The sequence below is a fragment of the Marinomonas mediterranea MMB-1 genome (genome assembly GCF_000192865.1).
Taxonomy (GTDB): domain Bacteria; phylum Pseudomonadota; class Gammaproteobacteria; order Pseudomonadales; family Marinomonadaceae; genus Marinomonas; species Marinomonas mediterranea.
Map to the genome: position 1 here is coordinate 168,937 of NC_015276.1, position 21,743 is coordinate 190,679.

23 protein-coding genes are annotated in these 21,743 nt (G+C 46.2%); 14 read left to right on the top strand and 9 right to left on the bottom strand.

From position 1 onward, the window contains the following. The 5 genes from MARME_RS00780 to MARME_RS00800 all read right to left on the bottom strand — a co-directional run bounded on the left by MARME_RS00780 (position 1) and on the right by MARME_RS00800 (position 6,154). Complete coding sequence (locus MARME_RS00780) at positions 1-1,221, bottom strand: pyridoxal-phosphate-dependent aminotransferase family protein (RefSeq protein WP_013659367.1); 1,221 nt, start codon at positions 1,219-1,221, stop codon at positions 1-3. Positions 1,222-1,305: 84 nt separating this feature from the next. Further along, positions 1,306-2,124, bottom strand: a complete 819-nt coding sequence (locus tag MARME_RS00785; protein WP_013659368.1) for a sulfite exporter TauE/SafE family protein — start codon at positions 2,122-2,124, stop codon at positions 1,306-1,308. Between the two features lie 61 nt (positions 2,125-2,185). Next, a complete protein-coding gene (locus tag MARME_RS00790) occupies positions 2,186-3,802 on the bottom strand; it encodes a gamma-glutamyltransferase family protein (RefSeq protein WP_041647722.1) in 1,617 nt (538 codons plus the stop codon). 22 nt (positions 3,803-3,824) lie between these two features. After that, positions 3,825-5,030, bottom strand: a complete 1,206-nt coding sequence (locus MARME_RS00795) for an amidase (RefSeq protein WP_013659370.1) — start codon at positions 5,028-5,030, stop codon at positions 3,825-3,827. Positions 5,031-5,332: 302 nt separating this feature from the next. After that, on the bottom strand, positions 5,333-6,154 hold the full coding sequence (locus MARME_RS00800) for a MurR/RpiR family transcriptional regulator (RefSeq protein ID WP_013659371.1): 822 nt from the start codon (positions 6,152-6,154) through the stop codon (positions 5,333-5,335). A gap of 371 nt (positions 6,155-6,525) precedes the next feature. Here MARME_RS00800 and MARME_RS00805 point away from each other — a divergent pair, with 371 nt between their 5' ends. From MARME_RS00805 to MARME_RS00820, 4 genes are read left to right on the top strand one after another with little or no spacing between them, the layout of a single operon-like run. Next, positions 6,526-7,329, top strand: a complete 804-nt coding sequence (locus MARME_RS00805) for a transporter substrate-binding domain-containing protein (RefSeq protein ID WP_013659372.1) — start codon at positions 6,526-6,528, stop codon at positions 7,327-7,329. Between the two features lie 11 nt (positions 7,330-7,340). Further along, complete coding sequence (locus tag MARME_RS00810) at positions 7,341-8,003, top strand: amino acid ABC transporter permease (RefSeq protein WP_013659373.1); 663 nt, start codon at positions 7,341-7,343, stop codon at positions 8,001-8,003. After that, complete coding sequence (locus MARME_RS00815; protein WP_013659374.1) at positions 8,000-8,650, top strand: amino acid ABC transporter permease; 651 nt, start codon at positions 8,000-8,002, stop codon at positions 8,648-8,650. Before MARME_RS00810 ends, MARME_RS00815 begins: the two co-directional genes overlap by 4 nt. Further along, the gene (locus tag MARME_RS00820; protein ID WP_013659375.1) at positions 8,637-9,365 is read left to right on the top strand and encodes an amino acid ABC transporter ATP-binding protein; all 729 of its coding nucleotides are present in this window, start codon (positions 8,637-8,639) and stop codon (positions 9,363-9,365) included. The genes MARME_RS00815 and MARME_RS00820 overlap by 14 nt, the downstream gene beginning before the upstream one ends. Positions 9,366-9,399: 34 nt before the next feature. Here the strand turns inward: MARME_RS00820 and MARME_RS00825 are convergent, their stop codons facing one another. Beyond that, positions 9,400-9,882, bottom strand: a complete 483-nt coding sequence (locus MARME_RS00825; protein WP_013659376.1) for a hypothetical protein — start codon at positions 9,880-9,882, stop codon at positions 9,400-9,402. Positions 9,883-10,064: 182 nt separating this feature from the next. Here MARME_RS00825 and MARME_RS00830 point away from each other — a divergent pair, with 182 nt between their 5' ends. Continuing rightward, the gene (locus tag MARME_RS00830) at positions 10,065-10,475 is read left to right on the top strand and encodes a GNAT family acetyltransferase (protein WP_013659377.1); all 411 of its coding nucleotides are present in this window, start codon (positions 10,065-10,067) and stop codon (positions 10,473-10,475) included. Positions 10,476-10,498: 23 nt separating this feature from the next. Here the strand turns inward: MARME_RS00830 and MARME_RS00835 are convergent, their stop codons facing one another. Beyond that, positions 10,499-11,248: an SDR family oxidoreductase gene (locus tag MARME_RS00835; protein ID WP_013659378.1), complete on the bottom strand. Its 750-nt coding sequence runs from the start codon at positions 11,246-11,248 to the stop codon at positions 10,499-10,501. Positions 11,249-11,472: 224 nt separating this feature from the next. Between MARME_RS00835 and MARME_RS00840 the strand changes: the two genes are divergently transcribed. The 9 genes from MARME_RS00840 to MARME_RS00880 all read left to right on the top strand — a co-directional run bounded on the left by MARME_RS00840 (position 11,473) and on the right by MARME_RS00880 (position 19,150). Continuing rightward, positions 11,473-11,898, top strand: coding sequence for a MarR family winged helix-turn-helix transcriptional regulator (locus tag MARME_RS00840; RefSeq protein WP_013659379.1), 426 nt, complete (start codon positions 11,473-11,475; stop codon positions 11,896-11,898). 63 nt (positions 11,899-11,961) lie between these two features. After that, positions 11,962-13,068, top strand: a complete 1,107-nt coding sequence (locus MARME_RS00845; RefSeq protein WP_013659380.1) for an HlyD family secretion protein — start codon at positions 11,962-11,964, stop codon at positions 13,066-13,068. Between the two features lie 11 nt (positions 13,069-13,079). Then, positions 13,080-14,609 (top strand): DHA2 family efflux MFS transporter permease subunit, encoded by a 1,530-nt coding sequence (locus tag MARME_RS00850; protein WP_013659381.1) that lies wholly within the window; start codon positions 13,080-13,082, stop codon positions 14,607-14,609. Positions 14,610-14,703: 94 nt separating this feature from the next. Continuing rightward, the gene (locus tag MARME_RS00855; protein ID WP_013659382.1) at positions 14,704-15,198 is read left to right on the top strand and encodes a hypothetical protein; all 495 of its coding nucleotides are present in this window, start codon (positions 14,704-14,706) and stop codon (positions 15,196-15,198) included. Positions 15,199-15,392: 194 nt separating this feature from the next. Continuing rightward, positions 15,393-15,917, top strand: coding sequence for a copper chaperone PCu(A)C (locus MARME_RS00860; protein ID WP_013659383.1), 525 nt, complete (start codon positions 15,393-15,395; stop codon positions 15,915-15,917). A gap of 214 nt (positions 15,918-16,131) precedes the next feature. Then, positions 16,132-16,635 (top strand): DUF2867 domain-containing protein, encoded by a 504-nt coding sequence (locus tag MARME_RS00865; protein WP_013659384.1) that lies wholly within the window; start codon positions 16,132-16,134, stop codon positions 16,633-16,635. A 181-nt stretch (positions 16,636-16,816) separates the two neighbouring features. Then, positions 16,817-17,437, top strand: a complete 621-nt coding sequence (locus MARME_RS00870) for a gamma-glutamylcyclotransferase family protein (RefSeq protein ID WP_013659385.1) — start codon at positions 16,817-16,819, stop codon at positions 17,435-17,437. Beyond that, positions 17,427-18,488 (top strand): class I SAM-dependent methyltransferase, encoded by a 1,062-nt coding sequence (locus tag MARME_RS00875; RefSeq protein WP_013659386.1) that lies wholly within the window; start codon positions 17,427-17,429, stop codon positions 18,486-18,488. Before MARME_RS00870 ends, MARME_RS00875 begins: the two co-directional genes overlap by 11 nt. A gap of 131 nt (positions 18,489-18,619) precedes the next feature. Then, positions 18,620-19,150, top strand: a complete 531-nt coding sequence (locus MARME_RS00880; protein ID WP_041647725.1) for a DUF3750 domain-containing protein — start codon at positions 18,620-18,622, stop codon at positions 19,148-19,150. Between the two features lie 98 nt (positions 19,151-19,248). Here MARME_RS00880 and MARME_RS00885 read toward each other — a convergent pair whose 3' ends face one another. Both MARME_RS00885 and prlC read right to left on the bottom strand, forming a co-directional pair. Next, positions 19,249-19,509: a YheV family putative zinc ribbon protein gene (locus MARME_RS00885; RefSeq protein WP_013659388.1), complete on the bottom strand. Its 261-nt coding sequence runs from the start codon at positions 19,507-19,509 to the stop codon at positions 19,249-19,251. A 53-nt stretch (positions 19,510-19,562) separates the two neighbouring features. Continuing rightward, a complete protein-coding gene (gene prlC, locus MARME_RS00890; RefSeq protein ID WP_013659389.1) occupies positions 19,563-21,596 on the bottom strand; it encodes an oligopeptidase A in 2,034 nt (677 codons plus the stop codon). Between the last annotated feature and the right edge of the window lie 147 nt (positions 21,597-21,743).

Consider the following 21,743-nt stretch of genomic DNA (forward strand, 5'->3'; position numbering starts at 1 on the left):
TTATTTCTCGTCGCAATAAACAGACATGGCCGCGTCGATTGCGTCACCTAATGGCAGTTTACATCCACCACGACGTAATACGGTTTCTAATGATTGTAGCGTATGTAGGACGGCATCTTGACGAGCGTTATAGCCCATCGTACCGATACGCCATATTTTGCCTTTTAATGGGCCAAAACTGGTGCCGATTTCAATGTTAAACGTATCGAGTAGCGTTTTGCGGATGGATTCCCCATCGACCTCATCAGGAATACTGACGCCGACAACATTCGTCATTTTATGTTGTAGGTCGCCAAACGGTGTCAGTCCCATTGCTTGCACACCCGCGAGCATGGCGTCGCCAGCCAGCTTGTGGCGTTTTAGAACCTTCTCTTGACCTTCTGATAACAAGGCGAGTGCGCACTCTCGTGCGCCAAATAGCATAGTGGCCGCTTCTGTATGATGATTAAGTCGCTCTTCGCCCCAGTAATCCATAATCATAGATAGATCAAAGTAGTTCGAGCGAATGCGTTGACCTTTAGCGTCTTGGTGATGCGCATCCCGAATGCCTGCTTCGACATGATGACGTTTGCGGACGTGCTGAACAAAACGCTCACTCATGGTGATAGGGGCACTGCCTGAAGGGCCGCCGAGACATTTCTGTAAGCCAACCGTAACGGCATCGACCTGCCATTTGTCCGTTTCAAATGGATTACCGGCTATCGAAGCGGTCGCATCGGTATAAAAAAGCACATCGTGAGCACGACAAATCGCGCCGAGTTCATCAAGCGGTTGAAGCATGGTCGTAGACGTATCACCTTGAACAATCGCAAGTAATTTTGGCTTCACTTTTTTGATGGCTTCTTCAATCTGTTCTGGTTTGAAGACTTCACCCCAAGGTGCTTCTATTGTGTGAACATCTGCGTCGGCGCGTTCTGCTATTTCTGCGAGTAGGTGACCAAATCGTCCGAAGATTGGCACCAGCACTTTATCGCCAGGCTCTAAGATCGAAACGATGGCGGCTTCTATTCCAGCTCGGGACGTACCATCTATTAAAAAGGTTTGCTCGTTTTGGGTGTTGAATACCTGGCGATAAAGCGACATGACCTCATTCATATAGTTTGTCATTGCTGGATCATATTGTCCGACCAATTGTGTCGACATCGCGGTCAATACTCGCGGGTAACAATTGATTGGCCCCGGCCCCATGAGCAATCTGGGTGGTAATGATAGAGGTTGCATGTATGCGCTCCTATAAGGATTCTAAAGTCGGTGTTCGCTAACGCGATAAGGTCTTAAACAAAACGAGCTGATGTTAAAACGGGCTTAAAACAAAACCTGATACAGCATGCGTAGACCTGTAATGATTAATACGACGGCAAACACTTTTTTGAGCTTCGCGGCATCTAATTTGTTTGCGATGCCAGCACCAACTGGCGCAAACAATACGGTCAAAGGAACGATAAACGCAAAACCAATGAGGTTAACCAAACCGACGGTGCCGAACGGAGCGTCAGAAGGGCTTTGTCCAAAGATTAGCATTGTCACCGCAGCAGGGAGTGAAATGATCAAGCCCACTGCCGCTGCTGTGCCCACTGCTTTGTGTGCGGGGTAATTGCAGAACGTAAGTGTGGGGACCGTGAGTGTACCGCCACCAATGCCGACCATGCTGCTGAAAAAGCCGATGCAGTAACCAATAATGCCACGACCCAATTTACCCGGCAGAGAAGAGAACAGGGCTTCTTTGCGGCCAACCAGCATATTGATTGCGGAAAGGGTCGCGATGACGCCAAACAAAAGCGTGAGCCATTCACCTTCCACTTGCGTGACGACATAACTGCCAACCAGAACGCCGATGAAAACAAAGAAACCAAGTTGTTTTAATAGATCAAAATCAACGTTGCCTTTCGCCTTGTGTGAGCGAATGGAGCTGATCGAGGTGGGAATAATCGTAGCCAAAGACGTCGCTGTTGCAACGAGCATAGCCGAGTCCGCGCTCACGCCCAATCCTTGATAGAGGAAAAACAAAACTGGCACAATGACGATCCCGCCGCCGACGCCCAACAACCCTGCCAGCAATCCTGCAACCACACCTGTGCCCATCATGGCTATTAACATGGAAATATTTTCCATTAAAAATGACATTTACTTTCTACTCCACAAAACATCTGTAAAAAATTGACCGTAAAAGGTCGTCCAATAATCGTTATTCACAACGGCTGGCATCTGCGCGGCCATCGCTACGAGGGTCCGTGGCTGCACTTGTTGCGCCATCGGCATGGCAGACAACGGCGCCAGCGTGTCCCATTAATTCATTACACGCCGGAACGGTGACCAAGTCATGACCGCGTGCTTTTAAAGCGTCTCCCATTTCGTTTGCAATGTCAGACTCAAGTTTCAAATTGTGACTTTGATCTCCCCAAGTTCGACCAAGTAACCAGCGGCCTTCACTAATTGCTTGAGACAAGGACTTACTGTGGTACACATATCTGCTGAAAAGCGCCGCTTGAGTTTGCGGCTGGCCTTCTCCCCCCATTGTGCCATAGCTCATTCGACGACCATCGCTGAGTTCGGCAAACGCAGGGTTAAGCGTATGAAAGGGCTTTAGTTTCGGTGCGAGCTGCTGTAGAGAGCCTTCTTCTAATGTAAAAGAGGAGCCTCGGTTGTTCCAAACAATACCTGTAGACGGGCTGACGATGCCGCTGCCAAATTCCCAATACAGACTTTGAATGTAACTTACCATCCGCCCCTGATCATCACATGCGCCCATCCAAATAGTATCGCCTTGTTTCGCGACATGCGGCCAAGGTTGGGCCGCTTCGTTTGAAATCTGTTTTAGCATGGCGTCAAGCGACTCTTCACTTAGTAGGGAGGACAAGTCAATGTCTAAGCGAGACGAGTCAGTGACGTATTGATTGCGCGCGATAAAAGCTTGTTTTGTTGCTTCAATGAGTAAGTGTACGCTGTCGACGTCTGTTTCCACCTGAGAGCGAAGCTGATCGTACAAAGCAAGGATAATAAGCGACGCAATGCCTTGTGTCGGTGCTGGCAAGTTGTAAAGGGTGCCTGCTTGAGTACGTACTTCTAGCGGTGTCACGATTTGAGCACTGTATTGCGCAAAGTCCTCTAGCTGTATTGGTGACCCTGCATGTTCTAGGTCAGCAGCAAGCGATGCAGCGATTTCCCCATGATAGAAATCTTGTAGACCTCGTTGAGAGAGTGCTTCTAAAGTGTCACCAAGCTTGGACAAACCCAAGATTGTGCCTTTTTTAAGCACGTTACCTTGATTTAAAAAGGTCTCGAAGCCAAGTAAATCAGACAGATCAGAATGCGTTTTTTTGCTTGCATCTTCAAGGCTTTGAGTGACTTCTATGCCGCCTCTCGCGTGGCTAATAGCATCGCTTAACAGTGCTGACAAAGAGAGGCTATCTTCCGGTAGATTGTCTTTCGAATTATTGCTGCTCCATGCATGACTGATTTGCAACGCTTTGTCCCAACCGGACACCGCGCCCGCCATGGTTAACGCGGCTTTGCCTCCTCGGGAAGGGATAGCGTCGTGTCCTTGATAAAATTCGGTTGTCGCTCCGTTTGCAGCGACTCCTGAAGCATCAATAGCAATTGGCTTTTTACCCGGTTCACTGATTAGCCAGAATCCATCGCCACCTAAACCGTTCATATGAGGATAGACAACCGCAATGGTGGCTGCGGCAGCGACCATTGCTTCGATTGCCGTTCCACCTTGTTGAAGTATTTTGGTTCCCGCTTCTGTCGCAGCAGAATGCGGCGCAGTAAACGCGATGGAGGTTGGGCTGTGTTCGGTCATGCTGCGGAAATTTGTCACTTTGTTACCCTTCTATTGTTGTTTTTGTGAGCCAGACTTTAGCTTGTTGAATGAGTTGTAAATCGCTGTTTTTTGGGCCGATGAGTGACAGACCGCACGGTGCTCCATCAATGTTACAAACTGGTAAATGCAGCTGGGGTAATCCTGCTAGACCTGCAATCGCAGTGAGATTCATCAGGTGGATCCGGTAATCGGCCAACTCGTCATCGGGTGTCGACAGTAGAGGAGACCTGCCAGGTGTTGTTGGTATGATTAAAATAGCACCTTTTAACTCAGAATCTATCCAGCGAGTAAACGTGTCCCGTTGTATGGCTGCATGCTTTTGGTCGTCGCTTGAAATGCTCTTGCACCAATTAAAGCGCATACGTATATCGGGTGCAATAATGGGGTTGTGTTCGGCTAACCATTCACCGTGTTGTTCTAGGATTTCAGCACCTTGAAGCGTGCGAAACGTTTCACTTGCCTTCCAAGCGTCGAGGTCAATTTCGAGCGATTCTGTTTTTTCACTGTTATTGAGCCATGTATCCAGCTGCGTTTGTATTTGGTTAGCATGCTCGACCGACTGAATTAAATTGTCTGCAATCAAGATTTTTTGAATCGTTTCTGAATGCTTGGAGGCGAGGAGTGCATTTGCCGTCGCTTCCAAATGATCCAAATCCTGAGCGAGCCAGCCTACGGTATCAAACGAAGGCGCGAGTGGAACAAGGCCATCAACAGCAATGACTCCGTGTGTAGGACGTAATCCAAAAAGCCCATTGTAGCTGGCCGGAACTCGAATTGAGCCACCGGTATCTGTGCCCAAACCAATGTCTGCAAAATCCGATGCAACAGCCACCGCAGAACCCGACGTCGAACCGCCTGGGAGTCGGTCCGGATTCGTCGGGTTGCACGGTGTTCCATAATGAATGTTTTGACCATTTAAGCTATAGGCCAATTCATCTGTAATTGTTTTTCCGCAAAAACAGGCTCCGTTATCAAACAGTGTTTGAACAGATGAGGCGGTTTGTGACGGTGTTTCGTGTGTTGCTAACCAAGTAGGGTTGCCAGCTGAAGTAGGAAGGCCTGCTATGTGAAACAAATCTTTCACCGCGAGGCGCATGCCTGTAAGCGGTACGCCTTTTGAATCCTGCATGCATGTCATACGTTCTGTCTGTTTTAACGCTTGATCATTTAGCGGCATAAACGGATTTTGTGTTATTGAATGATCCATCAGCAATGTCTCCCAGCCAACATGAACTTTTTCTCTTTTAAGGCGCTCTTCGACGAGTTCTCGAAGTGTTTTCGAAGAGTTACTTGCAAGATTCAGGCAACAATTCCATCTCCAATGAAACAATCGTTTCATATGTTTGTCAACTGAAACGTATGGCGTTGTTTGTGAGGGAAGCTGGAGGTCAGCCATCGAGATGCGAGAGACTGACATCGAGACAAATACTAAAGGCAGGGCTAGAGCGAGTAACCGAGTAGAGGGAATAGGCACCTAAAACGTATGAAGTGCCCTAGTACGAATCTCTATTAAGGCTCAAGTTCTCCAAGTTCGTCATACAGATTAGAGATTGCTTGAGTCCGCTTGTGTGCTTGTTCACCCATATGGGAATACACTTGATTGCTTAGCATCGAGATTAAACTCATGGGGGCTGCGTAGCTGTCAAACGGGGTTTCACCTCCAATATGACATACCAACACATGAGATACCTGCTGATTGTAGACCTGACCTGTCGGGTCAGTAATCAAAAGAGTGGTCTTTCCTTCTAACGCCGAGACGATCTTTTTAAACAAGTGTGTGCGACGGCGAAACCCAAATAAAACGACCACTTCATCTTCAGAAATATCATAGAGGTCTTCTCCCAATGTTTGGCCGGGCATCGGAAGTAGGCGTACTGACGAGCGTATTTGCTGAAGCTGTTGGCGAAAATGCAAAGCCAAAGGATAAGCATTGCGGAACCCAATGAGCGTAACGCGACTGGCCGTTGCCAGTTTTTTGGAAACGTCGTCCAGCAGTTCAGGGCGCAAGCCTTCAAACGTTAACGAGAGATTTTTAAATTCTTGAGCTGTTTGATCGAAGTTACCAACCGATTGAATCGCCACCGGAACGCCGCTTTCACGCAAAGCCAGTTGCGCTTGTTTCGCATCTTGATGAGATTCAAACCCCAGTTGTCGGAAAAAACGACTGACGGTTGCTTTTGAGGTGTTCGTTTGTTCAGCGATATCAGCGGATGTTTGGCTTACGATAGCCAGAGGATATTGCTGCAAATAGTTTGCAATAGAACGAGCTGAAGGCGACAGGTTAGGGTAATTTTGCTCGATTAAGGCAAGAACGTCCTGCTTAGTACTCACTGATAAACCTCAATTTAATAAATAGATTGCATACGGTAATGGAAACGGCTCTTCGTGCCAACCATGTTAGTAAATACGTGTTTTTATCACTTTCTTGCACCCGATCGGTGCGATTTAGAGCGCTCCCGCTCTAAGTTAGTTGTGGTTTTCACTTTTTCTTGTTGTGTTCGTCATGCTTCGCGCTGGCTTTAGAAAGGCTCAAGAACGTACGACGTTGAGTGTAGAAGATAGATGCACAAAGATCTTTTTGTTTTATGTCCGATCAGTCAGGAAACCTTTGTTTCATTTTGGCATATAGGTTGCAAAAGTTGTTTCACCTCATTGGCAACAATTAAAACGATTAATCAACAAAGGAAGCAGGAACCCTCACTATGAAAAGATTGACTCAACTTTTAAGTAAGACCCTTATCGTTGCTTCAAGTGTCGCCGCGGCGATGACAGCAATGACGGCAGGGGCGGATGTATTACAGGATATTCAAGATCGTAAGGAAATTCGTATTGCCGTACCGCAGGACTTTCCGCCATTCGGCTCTGTTGGCCCCGACCTTAAACCTCAAGGCATCGACGTTGACATGGCGAACTATATCGCTGATCAACTGGATGTCGATCTTAAAATTGTTCCTGTTACCAGTGCCAACCGCATCCCATATTTACAAACTAAAAAAGTGGATCTGGTGATCTCAAGTCTAGGTAAAAATCCTGAGCGTGAAAAAGCCATCGATTTCACAACACCTTATGCACCTTTCTTCTTAGGTGTGTTTGGAGAAAGCAGTGTGGATGTTACGAAGATGGCTGACTTGGCAGGCAAAACCGTGGGTGTAACACGCGGCTCTGTTGAAGATTTAGAACTTGAAAAATACGCACCAAAATCACTCAATGTACGTCGTTTCGAAGACAACAACACAACATTAACCGCGTATTTAACCGGTCAAGTTAAGCTGATTGCAACAGGTAACCTAGTGGCGACAGAAATTGCGAAGCGTCAGCCACAACGCGCGCCAGAGACGAAGTTTTTGCTAAAAGATTCTCCTTGCTACATCGGCTTAGCTGAAGGAGAAGCTGCATTACAATCGAAAATCAACGGCATTATTTCTACTGCGTTGGAAAACGGCACGTTAAACGATATTTCTATGAAGTGGTTGAAAGCGCCACTGCCTAAAGGCTTTGGGGCTTAAGGCAGACTAATATGTTGTACTTTGGCGACTTGTTGCCGTACAGCGATGTGTTTTTCGGTGGTCTGATGACCACCGTTGAACTCACTGTACTTACCACGCTTTTAGGCGTTGCGCTCGGCACGTTGTGTGCGGTATTGCGTCAATACGGTGGCGCGTCGCCTCGTCGTATTGTTGCGAGTTACGTCGAGTTAATTCGAAACACGCCCTTTATTGTTCAGCTCTTTTTTATCTTTTTTGGACTGCCGTCGATTGGCGTAATGCTGACGCCGTGGCAGGCCAGCGTGATTGCCTTGACGATTAACTTAGGTGCGTACAGTACCGAAATTATTCGAGCCGGACTTGGCAGCATTCCAAAAGGGCAAGTCGAAGCGGCGAAGGTGTTGGGTATGACGTTTAGGCAAACTCTAACACGCGTTATTTTTGTGCCAGCATTTGAGAAAATTTACCCAGCATTGACCAGTCAATGCATCATTGTCATGTTGGGTTCTGCGGTGATTTCTCAAATTTCTGTGGAGGAACTGACTTATGCAGCAAACCTCGTTCAGTCTCGCAATTTCCGCGCATTTGAAAGCTACCTTGTAACAGCACTCCTGTATCTTGGTTTGGCGATGATTATGCGATATGTATTCAAACTGATTGGTAAACGGTTGTTTTCATTCAGGGAGTCATCATGATCGAATTTTCGAACTACGACATTATACGGAATCTAATTTTTGCTGCTCAGTGGACGGTACTTCTCTCTCTGGTGGCGTTTATCGGTGGAACTCTTGTTGCCCTCGTGTTAACGGCACTTCGCTTGACTCGTAATTCGATATTGCAAAAGCTAGTTGCGGTGTACATTGAGCTGTTTCAAGGAACGCCTTTGTTGATGCAAATGTTTCTTTGTTTCTTCGGTGTTTCATTGCTTGGTTATGAAATTTCAGCATGGAGTGCGGCGATATTGGCACTCACTCTTTTTACCAGTGCATTTTTGGTGGAAATCTGGCGAGGCTGTATCGATACATTGCCCAAAGGGCAGTGGGAAGCCAGCCGATGTTTGGGTATGAGCTTTCTACAGATATTGCGCTATATCATTTTGCCTCAAGCCTTGCGGGTTGCGATTGCACCCACGGTAGGGTTTTCAGTGCAAGTGGTCAAAGGAACAGCATTGGCGTCAGTGATCGGCTTTGTGGAATTGACCAAGGCGGGCACCATGCTAAACAACGCCACTTTTGAACCCTTCAAAGTGTTTGCTATGGTGGCGGTTATCTACTTCCTACTTTGTTACCCGTTGTCTTTAAGTAGCAAAATTCTGGAGAAAAAATTTAATGTCTCTCGTTAATCTACATCAGGTTCACAAATATTACGGTGACTTCCATGTGCTTAAAGGCATCGATCTCGATGTAAAAGCAGGGGAAGTGGTTTCCATTATTGGAAAAAGTGGATCGGGAAAAAGCACCTTACTTCGCTGTGTTAATGGGTTGGAAGAATATCAAAAAGGTGGCATTACCTTGGATGGAAAAGAAGTGACATCTGAAGACATCCAAGTACGTCGTCTTGCGTTAAGCGTGGGCATGATTTTCCAAAGCTTCAACCTCTTTCCACATCTTACAGTGGGTGAGAACATCATGTTAGCGCCTACGATTGTGTTAAACAAAAGCAAAGCGGAAGCAAAAACCATCGCAGAGGAGATGCTCGAAAAAGTAGGGTTGGGGGACAAATTTGATCGTTACCCTGAAAAACTGTCGGGTGGCCAGCAGCAGCGAGTGGCCATTGCCCGCGCGTTAGCGATGTCGCCTAAGGTGCTATTGTGCGACGAAATTACGTCCGCGTTGGATCCTGAGCTGGTGGGTGACGTTTTAAAAGTGCTAGAGCAACTTGCCGCAGAAGGCATGACGCTGATACTGGTTACGCATGAAATGAACTTTGCGCGGGATGTCGGCGACAGAGTGGTTTTTATGCATGAAGGCAAAGTATGGGAAGAAGGCAATTCTAAGAAGCTGCTCTCGGAGCCAGAAACCGAAGAACTGCGTCAGTTTATTGGCGCTGTGTTGTAACGGTATATCAAGGCTTGATCACTCTAATGAGGCATTATACAGCCTCGTTGGGGTTCTCTATATCAAACGTATAAGCCCACTCTTTTTCGTCGCCGTCGGCATCTATTGCGCGGACTTGAAGTTTCCATTGCATACGGTTGTCCGTACACAAGGGGATCACGACTTTACTAATCCAGCGGTTATTCTCTTTTTCAAACATTGGGTATTCATACACCCCCAAATACATTTCTCGCCCTTCCAATACTAACGTGATCGACTGAGCGTTTTCAGCTTCTTTCGGTAATTGTAATTCGGTATGAATACGACGGTTTAAGCGAATTCCATCTTCGAACTGAACAGTGGTGATCCCATTAAAGTCCTGAGAATTGACTGTGCATAACCCCGATTCCAAAATACAGGGTCCAACATCGTCTGGGAGAGGATCATCGGAATGAATGGCGCGCACAAGGGCAGCCACTCCAAAAATGGAAACAAATGCACCCGCGTAGAACATAAGTTCGAATTTATTGATTTTCATAGGTAGCCTAATAAACGCTGTAGCGATATTTTACCTTCTTAAAGACTGTGTGTGGAGTGAATAGTTCGATCAAAAATTTATATTGATTGATCTTATTTCAATCAAATTTGAACATAACGAGGATAAATGGCGATCTCCTCATTTTTGTTGTAAAACTAGGGGAACGATTTGGAGCGATAATTATGACAATAAGGCGAGTACAACCTATCGATTTAGAGCAGCTGATCGAGCTTTGGGAAATCGTATTCCCAAATGATCCACCGCACAATGCACCTCATTTAGTTTTGCCAGCAAAATTGGAAGTCGATGATTTGATATTGGTCTCTTGGGAAGAAGGAAAACTTATCGGCGCGTGTATGCTTGGTTATGATGGGCATCGCGGTTGGCTGTATGAAGTAGCTGTGCACCCGGACCATCGTCGCAAAGGCGTGGGAACCGCATTGATTAAAAGTGCCTTTGAGACGCTCGCGTCGCTTGGGTGTGGCAAATTGAATCTACAGATTCGCACTGCAAATGCAGGTGTTGTCGCCTTCTATGAATCTGTCGGGTTTGAGGTAGAAGAGCGTATTAGTATGGGTAAGCATTTAGCTTAACCTTCTATATTCGACTTGGTGTCTTAGCGCCCTCCAGCCACATCAAGAAAAGTACCGGATGTATAGCTGGCCTCGTCAGAAAGTAGCCAAATGATGGCGTTGGCGACTTCTTCTGCGGTGCCTCCTCGTTGCATTGGAATCGACGGTGCAAGACGATTCAGCCTGTCCGGTTCGCCCCCGCTCGCATGCATGTCGGTATCGATAAACCCCGGACGAACTGCATTGACTCTGATGCCTTCAGAGGCGACTTCTTTGGCAAAACCTTTCGTGAAGGTGTCGATTGCTCCTTTACTAGTTGCGTAGTCGACGTATTCAAACGGAGAGCCTGTGACGGAAGCTAGGGACGACACGTTCACAATGGCGCCGCCGTTGCCTCCATGCTTTGGAGACATGTGTTTATAGGCCTCTTTTGAACACAACATAGTGCCGATTACGTTGGTATTGAAGACGCGCTGCCATCGGTCAAGGTCGGTATCGGTGAAGGGCATTTGCTGTTCGAGAATACCGGCGTTATTAACGAGTCCAGAAAGACGTCCAAACTCGGCCTCTATTTTTGTAAACATGGCTCTGACAGCCTCGCTAGAACTAACATCAGCTTGAATGCAATCGGCTCGCCCTCCAATAGAAACAATACGCTGTTGTAATGCGAATGCCGCATCACGGCTTTGCTTGTAATTAATAATTACATGCCAACCGACTTGCGCTGCTTTGAAAGCGGTTGCTTCCCCTATTCCACGACTGGCTCCAGTAATAAGTAACAAGGGCTGAGTCATTGTATTATCTCCATTTAGATTCGCCTACTAAGAAGTTATAACGCTAATGGATGTGTTTTTGAAGAACGGTATTGAGGAAGTACTGTTTCGTAGTGGGGTAAACATTATGGATGAGACGTCCTCTTTTAATGAGCAATAGGGAATAACCTCGAATATTTAAAGTATCATATTTATATAATATACAATGTATACTATTTTACACTGACGGTGAAACGGTAAATAGGATGAACATTAAAAACTTCGGCTTCTATATCACAGACATTAAGAGGCTAATGACTCGTGAGTTTTCTAAAGGTGAGCAAACGTTGACACCCATGCAGGCAAGGGCGTTGATGTATGTCGCACGCTTTGAAGGGATTCGTCAGCGAGAGTTGGCGGATAGGTTAGACATTCAGCCTATCGCCTTGGTAAGGCTGATTGATCTGCTTACCAGCGAAAACCTCGTTGAACGCAGAGCTGACCCTAGTGATCGCAGAGCGTATCGCCTTTATTTAAAGGAAGATGCGGCGCCTACATTAGAGGTGTTGAAAGATGACGTTGAGGCCATTAACTCACGCGCTCTGGCTGCGCTGAATGATGAAGAGGTGGAACAGTTAATGTACTTAATTGAAAAAGTGCATACTTCTTTCTCTACACCCAGTGATCAATAAAGGCTTTTAATTCGTTCCATTTACGGTTTCCTTTTCATTCAATTGACATTGAGAAGGTGCGAGATGAGTAAAGTACAACCACTTGAGGCCCAATCGGAAGCCGCGACAGAAATGGCATCGTCGCATGAACGCGGTACGCCTGTGAGTTCGTCCTCTTGGAAAAGAAAAGGGCTTCTGTTTGGTGTGCCGTTACTCGCTGTGTTACTAGCGAGTGCCGTATATTTGATGAGTGGACGTTACGTTGAGACTGAAAATGCTTATGTTCAAGCGAATATTACCCCCATCACCACGCAGATTTCTGGAAAGGTTCAACAGCTTGCTGTAAAGGAAAATCAGGTCGTCAAAAAGGGCGCGTTGCTATTTAGTTTGGACGCCAAGACATACCAAGTTGCTGTAAAAAAAGCAGAGGCGCAACTTCAACAAGTGAAAATCGACTTACGTTCCGAAAAAGCAGCATACGATGAAAAACTCGCCGAAGTGACGCTGGCAAAGAGTCGATTCGAGTTCAATAAACGAGATCAAATGCGACAAGAAAACCTACGTAACCAGCATTTCATTTCAGACGCTCAGCTCGATTCTAGTGCTCAGGCTACAACCGTCAGTCAGCTTAAAATTCAAACACTTCAAAAAGACCTACGCCGATTGCGAGAAGCGCTTGGTGGGGATATTAAACAACCAATAGAGCTACACCCAACGTATTTGGCTGCAAAAGCGGTACTTGAGCAAGCGAGACTGAATGTAGAGCGTGCCAATGTGACTGCGCCAGCGGACGGGGTCGTGTCTAAGTTGCCAAAAGTAGGAGAATACCTTGCTCCTGGTTCAACCGCGATGGTATTGGTCGGCAATAAGAATCTATGGGTTGAGGCAAATTATACTGAAAAAGATCTAACCTTCGTGCAGCCCGGGCAAGATGTCGAGATCAAAGTAGATACCTACCCCGGCGTGACTTGGAAAGGCACCGTTGACAGTATTAGCCCTGCGACGGGGTCGGAGTTTTCGGTGATTCCTGCTGAAAATGCGACAGGTAATTGGGTCAAAGTGGCTCAGCGTCTTCCTGTCCGTATTCATATCAAACCTCAGAATGGTTTACCTCAACTGCGTGCTGGAATGAGTTCGGAAGTCAGCATCGACACTCAGCATCAACGTCAATTGTTTGGCGCCACTCTCTAAGGAGCATTGCTATGAGCAACGTGAGTGGAGCCGTATCCGTACCTGTTATCGAGGGTAGTCGCAGTGTAAATCGCTTTTTTATTACGATATCCGTCATGCTTGCGACGATCATGCAAGCGTTGGATACGACCATTGCAAATGTGGCCTTACCGCATATGCAAGGGGCAATGGGAACCACGCAAGATCAAATCTCGTGGGTGCTGACATCTTATATTGTCGCGGCGGCTATCTGTATGCCACTGGCCGGTATTTTGTCTGCCCGCTTAGGTCGTAAGCGCATTTTCCTTTGGTCTGTGGTGGGCTTTACGGTTTCTTCTGTTTTGTGTGGTTTAGCGCAATCACTGGATCAAATCATTCTGTTTCGAATTCTTCAAGGTGTCTTTGGTGCCAGTTTGGTACCGCTTTCGCAATCGGTTTTATTGGATTCCTACCCTAAAGAGAAGCATGGTTCGGCCATGGCGATGTGGGGCGTGGGGGTCATGGTGGGGCCGATTCTTGGTCCTTATTTGGGTGGTGTCTTAACGGAATATTATAACTGGCGGTGGGTTTTTTATATTAATGTCCCGTTTGGTATTTTGGCGTGGTTTGGTATCGCAGCTTATGTGAAAGAGACGGCATTGGATTCGACTAGGAAGTTTGATTTCTTTGGTTTTGTTCTCCTGTCTATTGCGATTGGCTGTCTGCAAATGATGTTAGACCGAGGTGAGGGAATTGATTGGTTTAACAGCCTTGAGATCGTGATTGAAGCAATACTAACACTGCTTGCTGGCTATATGTTTTTAGTCCATATCAACACCTCCGGTAACCCGTTTATTGACCCTGTTATGTTTAAAGATCGAAACTTCAGTGTCGGGTTAGTGTTTATTTTTATCGTAGGCGTGATCTTGTTGGCGACGATGGCGCTGTTACCGCCCTTTATGCAAAATCTCATGGGGTACCCTGTTATTGATGTCGGTACCTTGTTGGCTCCACGTGGCTTTGGTTCGATGTTGGCAATGCTGATGGTCGGGAAGTTGTCTCAAAAAGTTGACCCACGTCTTTTCATTCTGATTGGCTTGTCGATGATTTCTTGGTCAATGTGGCAGATGACGAAGTTTAACCTGAATGTCTCAGGCAGCATGATTGTTGGAACAGGTATGGTTCAAGGCGCGGGGTTAGGGCTGATTTTTGTGCCGCTTTCTACCATTGCGTTTACGACATTGAATCCTATTTATCGTAACGAAGGTACGGCATTGTTTAGTTTGTTGAGAAACATCGGGAGCAGTATTGGCATCTCGCTTGTGTCGACTTACCTTTCGCAACGCATCCAGATTAATCATGCTGCTTTCTCGGAGTTCATTACACCGTTTAATTTGGGGCTGAAAATGGCGGAGTCGTCTGGTACGTATTCGATTCACTCTTCTGCAGGATTGGTGGCGTTGAATCAGCAAGTTAATGCTCAGGCGGCGACGTTGGCTTATCTACAAGACTTTAGACTAATGATGTGGGTTACGATTCTCACGATACCGTTAGTGTTCTTTTTAAAAGCCCCTAAGCGTTAGTGCCGTTTGGAGATTACGCTATTGACGGCTTACTTAGCTTGATTCTAAAAAGTAAGGCGATAGAATGGCGTCATGAATCTTATCAGGTTTAATGATGCCTAAGTCTCCTAATACAAATAGCCTTTTAAAATACGCAAACGCAGTTTTGTTTGTGTGGGTGTTTGTATTAATTGCGCCGCTCGTTACGCCACGTGCACCGGTTGTTCAGGACAACTATCTGTTGGTTCGGGTGTGCAGCCTTTTGAGTGGTGTGCAATATGTGAAGTTACCGCTTGTGACGCCTTCCCCGCGTGCGTCAGTTGAAGGTCTGGGCTTGGTAGACCAAGGTTTAGAGGATCAGAACCTAGAAAACAGCCTTTCTGCAGCCAACGTTATCGATAAAACACTATCGAGCAGTGATTTAGATAAAATTCACGCGAACTGTAAATGTGGGCTAAACGTAGATCATCTATTAGTTTTGTCTACGGAGGTTCCGTTTAATGACACGATAGCGTCCTATATTCTTCTTGGATATGACGATGTTTCGGATGCTCACCAGCCCTTTAGACCACACTTGTTTAGTAGAGCACCTCCTGCTCACATTTCTTAGCCTAATTTACTAAATTAGCGAAATTAGAACGATGAAATGAGAGCAATAAAATTAGAGTGACGACTCTGAGTTTTGAGCTCCGAAAGCTGAATTTGGAAGCAAGCGCTAAAAGTAAACGTTAAAAAGCCGCTTTCAAAAATATTAGTACTAACTCTGTTAGTACTACGCATCTAACAATATTTAAGGTCTCGATAATGATTCGAATGATTTCTCGTGCAGCACTGCTTATTGCCTCTGTGTCTGCGTCTTTTGCCATGGCAGCTTCTTTAAACTTTGAACATTTGCAAGTGCGTGCCACGCCTCCTGGCGCTTCGAACAGCGGTGGTTATATGGTGGTTGAAAACCCGTCTAACCAATCTCATGCGTTAGTGGCCGTCGAAAGTGACATTGCAAAGTCAATTGAGTTGCACACACATGAAATGAAAGATGGTGTGATGAGTATGCACAAGGTAAAGGACATTGTTGTTCCTGCTGGTGGTCAAGTTGTATTTCAACCTGGTGGTTATCACATCATGATCATGGGGTTGCATCACACATTAAAAGTCGGTGATATGGTTCACTTTACGATGATTCTGAAAAATGGGGAAAAAATTGCGGTTCATGCCCCAGTGGTCGCGCCGGAAGATATTAAGCAACATGATAATAAAATGCACATGGGCAGCTCTGATAGTATGCATAAAAAGCATATGAAAATGGACGATGAGACTGAGCATCATTAATGAAGAGCGCTATGTATAAGCGAATGGGCAAAAAAAAGCGGCTTTGAGTCGCTTTTTTTTGCGTGCTTTTTAAGCAAACTTTCGGCTAGCAGCTTTATTATAAAATCTGCTTATGTATAATATGCGCGCACATGATTTCTAAGGAAAGACGTTAATCGATAGGGAGCAACTGATTGCTCAGATTAGCGATTGAATAGGATAGGGACATTCCGTTATGCAGTATTTTTCGTATTACCCTCGGCCGGTTTTTAGCTTCAGTTCGCCATCTGCCCCCCATTCTAAGTCAGATCTGATTAGTCATTTCCTTGGCGTGTATTTAAAATCCCCATTTTGGTTATTGACTGTCCTAAGAGTCTGGAATCTTGCCATGTCCGTGGTTGGGTGTCATAAGCTCACTTGTATTGGCGATATTAATCTTAAAAAGTCGTCAGTGGACTATATTGAAGGTGACAAAATTGGCCGCTTCCAGTTAATTTTAACCTCAGTCCAAGAGATTGTTTTAGAACAAGATGAGCGCCATTTTAGTCTGCGTGTTAGCTTAGTGAAAAAGCGGGGATTGGAATCGGATGATTTAGTATTGGCTGGCGGCGTACCCGATACCCTGTTTATGGTATCTGGCCGAGCGAAAACACAGCTTGGACGGTATTATTTAAGGGTTGCCCAACCTTTTCTTATGTGGTTTCTGCGATGCTCCAGCCGCTCCGTATTCTCTCGATAATGCCACTAGTCTATTGTTTGAAAAGAAGATCGAAATGCGTTTATAAGGTACAATCTGCCTGATTGAAGCAAGATCCTATGTTGCTTCTCATACTGACACTAACCTAGGTGGATGCAGTGGAAAAGCGCGTTTAATTCGCGCTGTCCTAACCTCGCCTAGATTTGATCTTTTAAGGTAGACAATGAGCTCAATCCGCCGTCATTTTATCGTAGGCTATGGTAGCCTTATTAATTCCATTAGTCGTAGCCAAACGGGTGAGACGGGACAGGTATGGCCAGTGAAATTAACAGGCTATGAACGCCACTGGTCCGTTATGTCTCCTGAGTTTGGAATGAGCTCCGTTGCGGTTCTTAAAATAGAAGACTCGGCCAGTTCACACGTTTGTAATGGCGTGCTCGTTGAAGTCCCTGAAGACCAACTGACGCTATTCGACGAAAGAGAAAAAGGCTATCAGCGAGTGCGTGTTGCACCTGACAGTATCGAAGCCTATAGTGGCGCCTTGCTGCCTGATGGTACGTATTGGATTTACATCACTGACCGTGTCGATTCACCTTCGCAACAATGTCCAATAGCTTTGAGCTATGTCGATGTTATTTTAACGGGGTGTTTTGAATTCAGTGATGCTTTTCTTGAAGATTTGATAACCTATACAAAAGGCTGGGATAGTGTTGTGCTCAATGATCGACTGTCTCCACGCTATCCTCGTGTTCAAACACAGCTAGACACGCGAATACTGGCACCGTATCTGCGCCGAATCACACCACTAACCTCTGAAGAGTTATCCGTTACTTATGAACTTTAATCCCCCGAGCCAATTGCTTGAGCGTTCCTTAGATCAATTTCAAGGAAAAGTATTGGTCGCAAACCCAGAAGACGACTTTCCTCTATTGTTATCGCGTCAAAGCGATGTGTCGGCTTGGTGTCAGTCACACGCTGTCTTCGAGCGCTTGAGTGGTCTTGGAATGGACGACACAGCGCTGCAATTTTCGGCCTATTGGGAAAGCAATGACGCCGCAGAGCAGTTTGATCATGTTGTCGTTTACCAACCTAAAGCGAAAGAGTTCCTCACTTACTTGCTTGCCTGTGTCTTGCCTGCTCTTAAAACAGGCGGCTTTCTATGGTTAGTGGGCGACAATAAGAGTGGCGTAAAGTCCTCCGTTAAAAAACTGGAAGCGCCGCTTTCCTCAGTCGGTAAATTCGATGGCGCAAAACATTGCTTGTTGTATCAAGCACAGAAAACCGAAGCGGCTCAAGACTTTGTGTTCTCGGATTGGATAACGCGCTGGGAGCAAGACATTGCTGGGCAAACTTTTACGCTTTGTAGCATTCCTGGCGTATTTGGTCACGGTAAATTAGACAAAGGTACTGCGTTACTATTGGAACAGCTTGAAAAACATCGATTTATGTCGGGCGTCAATCAAGCGCGTATTTTGGACTTTGGTTGTGGTGATGGTGTCATCTCTATGTGGCTCCACAAGCGCACAGGCGCCAATGTAACGTCACTGGATGATAGTGCCTTAGCCCTAAAAGCAACCGAGCTGACGTTTGCCGAGAATGACGCAACGGACTCTCTGACGACAATTGCATCGAATGGCTTGAAGCACGTGAAGGGACGCTTTAACTATGTTGTGACCAACCCGCCATTTCATACAGGCATTAATACGGACTACAGTATTGCAGAACGCTTCTTTATTGGTGTGAAGCAACACCTCACCCTAAACGGTGAGCTTTTTGTTGTTGCTAATGATTTCCTACGCTACTCACCTTTGCTAGATGCTGCGTTGGGAGGCCATACTAGATTAGAGCGCGATAGAGGCTTCGCGGTATACCACGCGAGACAGCCCAAAAAGTAGGCTGTTTTACATACGGTGGTAATCGGTGCTCATCCAGCTCGCTCGTATTCTTCGTATATGCTCAGGTTAGTGTGGTTTGCGGGTCAGGCGCAGCGTTAAATAAAGTGAGTCAGGTGCTCCAAGGGGAGGTTATGAAGCGGGTTGTATTATTGGCTTTAGCTGGAATGATGTTAAGTGCCTGTTCCAATGATAATTGGCGAACGGCAAGTCGTGAGCCTGCAGGTATTGCCGCAGACCCTAATACGACGGACGATGCTATTATTGAAGTATACGCTGCGGATGCCTTCAGTTGGCGAGGGTGGTTTGCAGTACATACATGGATTGCGACTAAAGCCAAAGGTGCTGACCATTACCAAGTATACGAAGTCGTTGGCTGGCGGGTGAAACGAGGGCTACCGGCTCTCAGTCATTATCAGACAAAAACACCAGATCGATATTGGTTTGGTGCAAAACCTGACAAAGTACTCTCGGTTCAAGGTACTAAGGCTGAGCAACTTATTCCTAAAGTCGCTGCGGCAATCGATGTTTACCCTTGGGCAAATGAATATCGCCTTTTCCCTGGACCAAACAGCAATACATTTCCAGCGTGGGTCGGCTTGCAAGTGCCAGAGTTGGGCTTAAGCATGTCGTTTAGGGCAATTGGCAGTGGTTATGCGGACTGAGTGCTAGAGTTATGAGAGCTAAGGTTGCCTTCTTAAGTCGCCCTTTAAGGGCGTCATCATAAGAAGGCAATGAGAAAAAGACTGCTCAGAATAAGCAATTAGTGCTTTGTTGTTCCTGGATTCGGAATAAAGTTGATCACCGTCGCTTCGGCTTGAGGTGGCGTCGCATGTGGGTCGTTCACTCTTGTCGGAATTTCTACCGGCTGAGCTTGTACTTTAGTGGATTGCTCATCCTGATAGCCACAAGCAACACATTCTCTGTATTGCTTTTCTTCCTCGTCGTCTCTCCATGCACGGATCTTATCCATTTCACTGCAACGTGGGCATACTGCCCCTGCAATAAAGCGTTTCGTCGTCATTATGTACCTCGTACACTCCTCTAAAAAAGTGCTTTTCAGAGGAGTTTGATGATTTATGCGGCGATGCCACTGTGTCTTAGTAGTGCGTCGACGCTTGGCTCGCGGCCGCGGAAAGCTTTGAAAAGATCTGCCGCAGGTTGAGAACCGCCATTTGCCAATATGGTATCACGGAAGTGAGCACCTGTTTCAGTATTAAAAATACCGTCTTCTTCAAACTTCGAAAAGGCGTCAGCCGACAAAACTTCTGCCCACTTGTAACTGTAGTATCCCGCGGCATAACCCCCAGCAAAAATATGAGAGAAACTATTTTGAAAACGATTGAACGCTGGTGGCGTTGTTACTGATACGGTTGCACGGACATCAGAGATGACAGTTTGAACGTTCAGACCCGCTTTATACTCTTTATGAATTCTAAAATCGAAGAGAGAGAATTCAAGTTGTCTGACTATTTGCATCGCAGACTGAAAGTTCTTAGCGGCTAGCATCTTATCAAGCAGGTCTTTTGGCAGTGGCTCACCTGATTCATGGTGAGACGCGATATACGCTAGGGCTTCTGGTTCCCAGCACCAGTTTTCCATAAATTGACTCGGCAACTCGACGGCATCCCACGCTACGCCATTAATGCCCGATACAGAGGGCACTTCCACTTGAGTCAGCATGTGGTGAATACCATGACCAAATTCATGGAACAGTGTAGTGACTTCGTTGTGAGTCAGAAGGGCAGGCTTATCACCAATTGGTGGCGTAAAGTTACAGACTAAGTAAGCCACTGGGAGTTGCAACTGGTTGTCGCTTAAGCGGCGACGGACACGACATTCGTCCATCCATGCACCGCCACGTTTTCCTTCACGAGCGAATGGATCTAAATAGAAACGAGCGACATCTTGACCGTTCTTTGCAATGGTAAACATCTGAACGTCTTTATGATAAGTATCAAAGCCTGACTCTTCGCGAATGTCGATATCAAACAGGGTTTCGGCGACGTGGAATAGACCTCCGAGTACCTTGTTGATCGGAAAGTAAGGGCGTAATGCTTCTTGGGAGATCGCGTATTTATGCTGGCGTAGTTTCTCAGAGTAGTAGCCTAAGTCCCAAGCGTTTAAGTCATCTAAACCGTGTTCTTCTTTCGCAAACTCTTTCAGTTGTTTGAGATCCAATTCAGCGGAAGGTTTTGACTTTGATGCAAGGTCAGTAAGAAAATCAATCACTTGATCACCGCTGTCCGCCATTTTTGTTGCCACTGAGAGTTCCGCGTAATTCTCAAAACCAAGCACCTGTGCTTGTTCATGACGCAGAGAGAGAATCTCATCGATTAGTGGACGATTGTCATACTGACCATCGTTGCTTAGCTCTGATGCTCGGGTCGCATAGGCGGTATACATTTCTTCTCGTAGTGCGGCATTGTCAGAGTAACTTAACACGGGCATATAAGATGGGAAATCCAAAGTGAACAGCCACCCTTCGTCATGACCTTTTGCTTCGGCCATTTGTTTTGCTTGAGCCAATGCAGAATCAGGAAGGCCCGCTAACTCCGTTTCATCCGTAATCAGTTTAGACCAGGCCTGAGTAGCGTCTAAGACATTCTCACCAAATTTGGTCGTTAGTTCCGACAGACGTTGGCTGATTTCGCTGTAGCGTTCTTTTTTCTCGCCGTCTAAGCCGACGCCCGATAATTCTAAACCTCGAATGGCTTGCTTCAGCGATTCTTTTTGAGCCTGAGAATGGGTCGCTGCTGAGTCGCTCGCTTCAAGGGCTTTATAAGCATCGTACAAAGCGCGGTTTTGACCAATTTCCGTATAGTATTGAGTGAGTTTAGGAATACATGCATTGTAAGCCTCTCGAATTTCAGGCGTATTCTGCACTGAATTAAGGTGGCTGACTGGAGACCAGAACTGACTGAGTTCATCATCCAGTTCATCCAATACCATGATCAAGTTATCCCAACTCGGTTTGTCTATGTTTTCTAGACACTCGGCGAGAGCTGATCGATTCTTTTCTAAAATAGCATCAAGTTGCGATTCGATTTTAGAGGGATCGACTTTTGTAAACTGAGGCAGGGTAGTCGCGCTCCAGACGGACTCAGACATAACATGGTATCCTTTTTAAATAGTTCGACAGGCGCATCGTCAGCGCAGATCTATGTAGGTTGGCGTTGGTCATATTAGAAAACTGAAAGTGGCGTACTGTCGTTGTTGGCCAAATATACATCGGCTGAATAACACAGATAACAATCA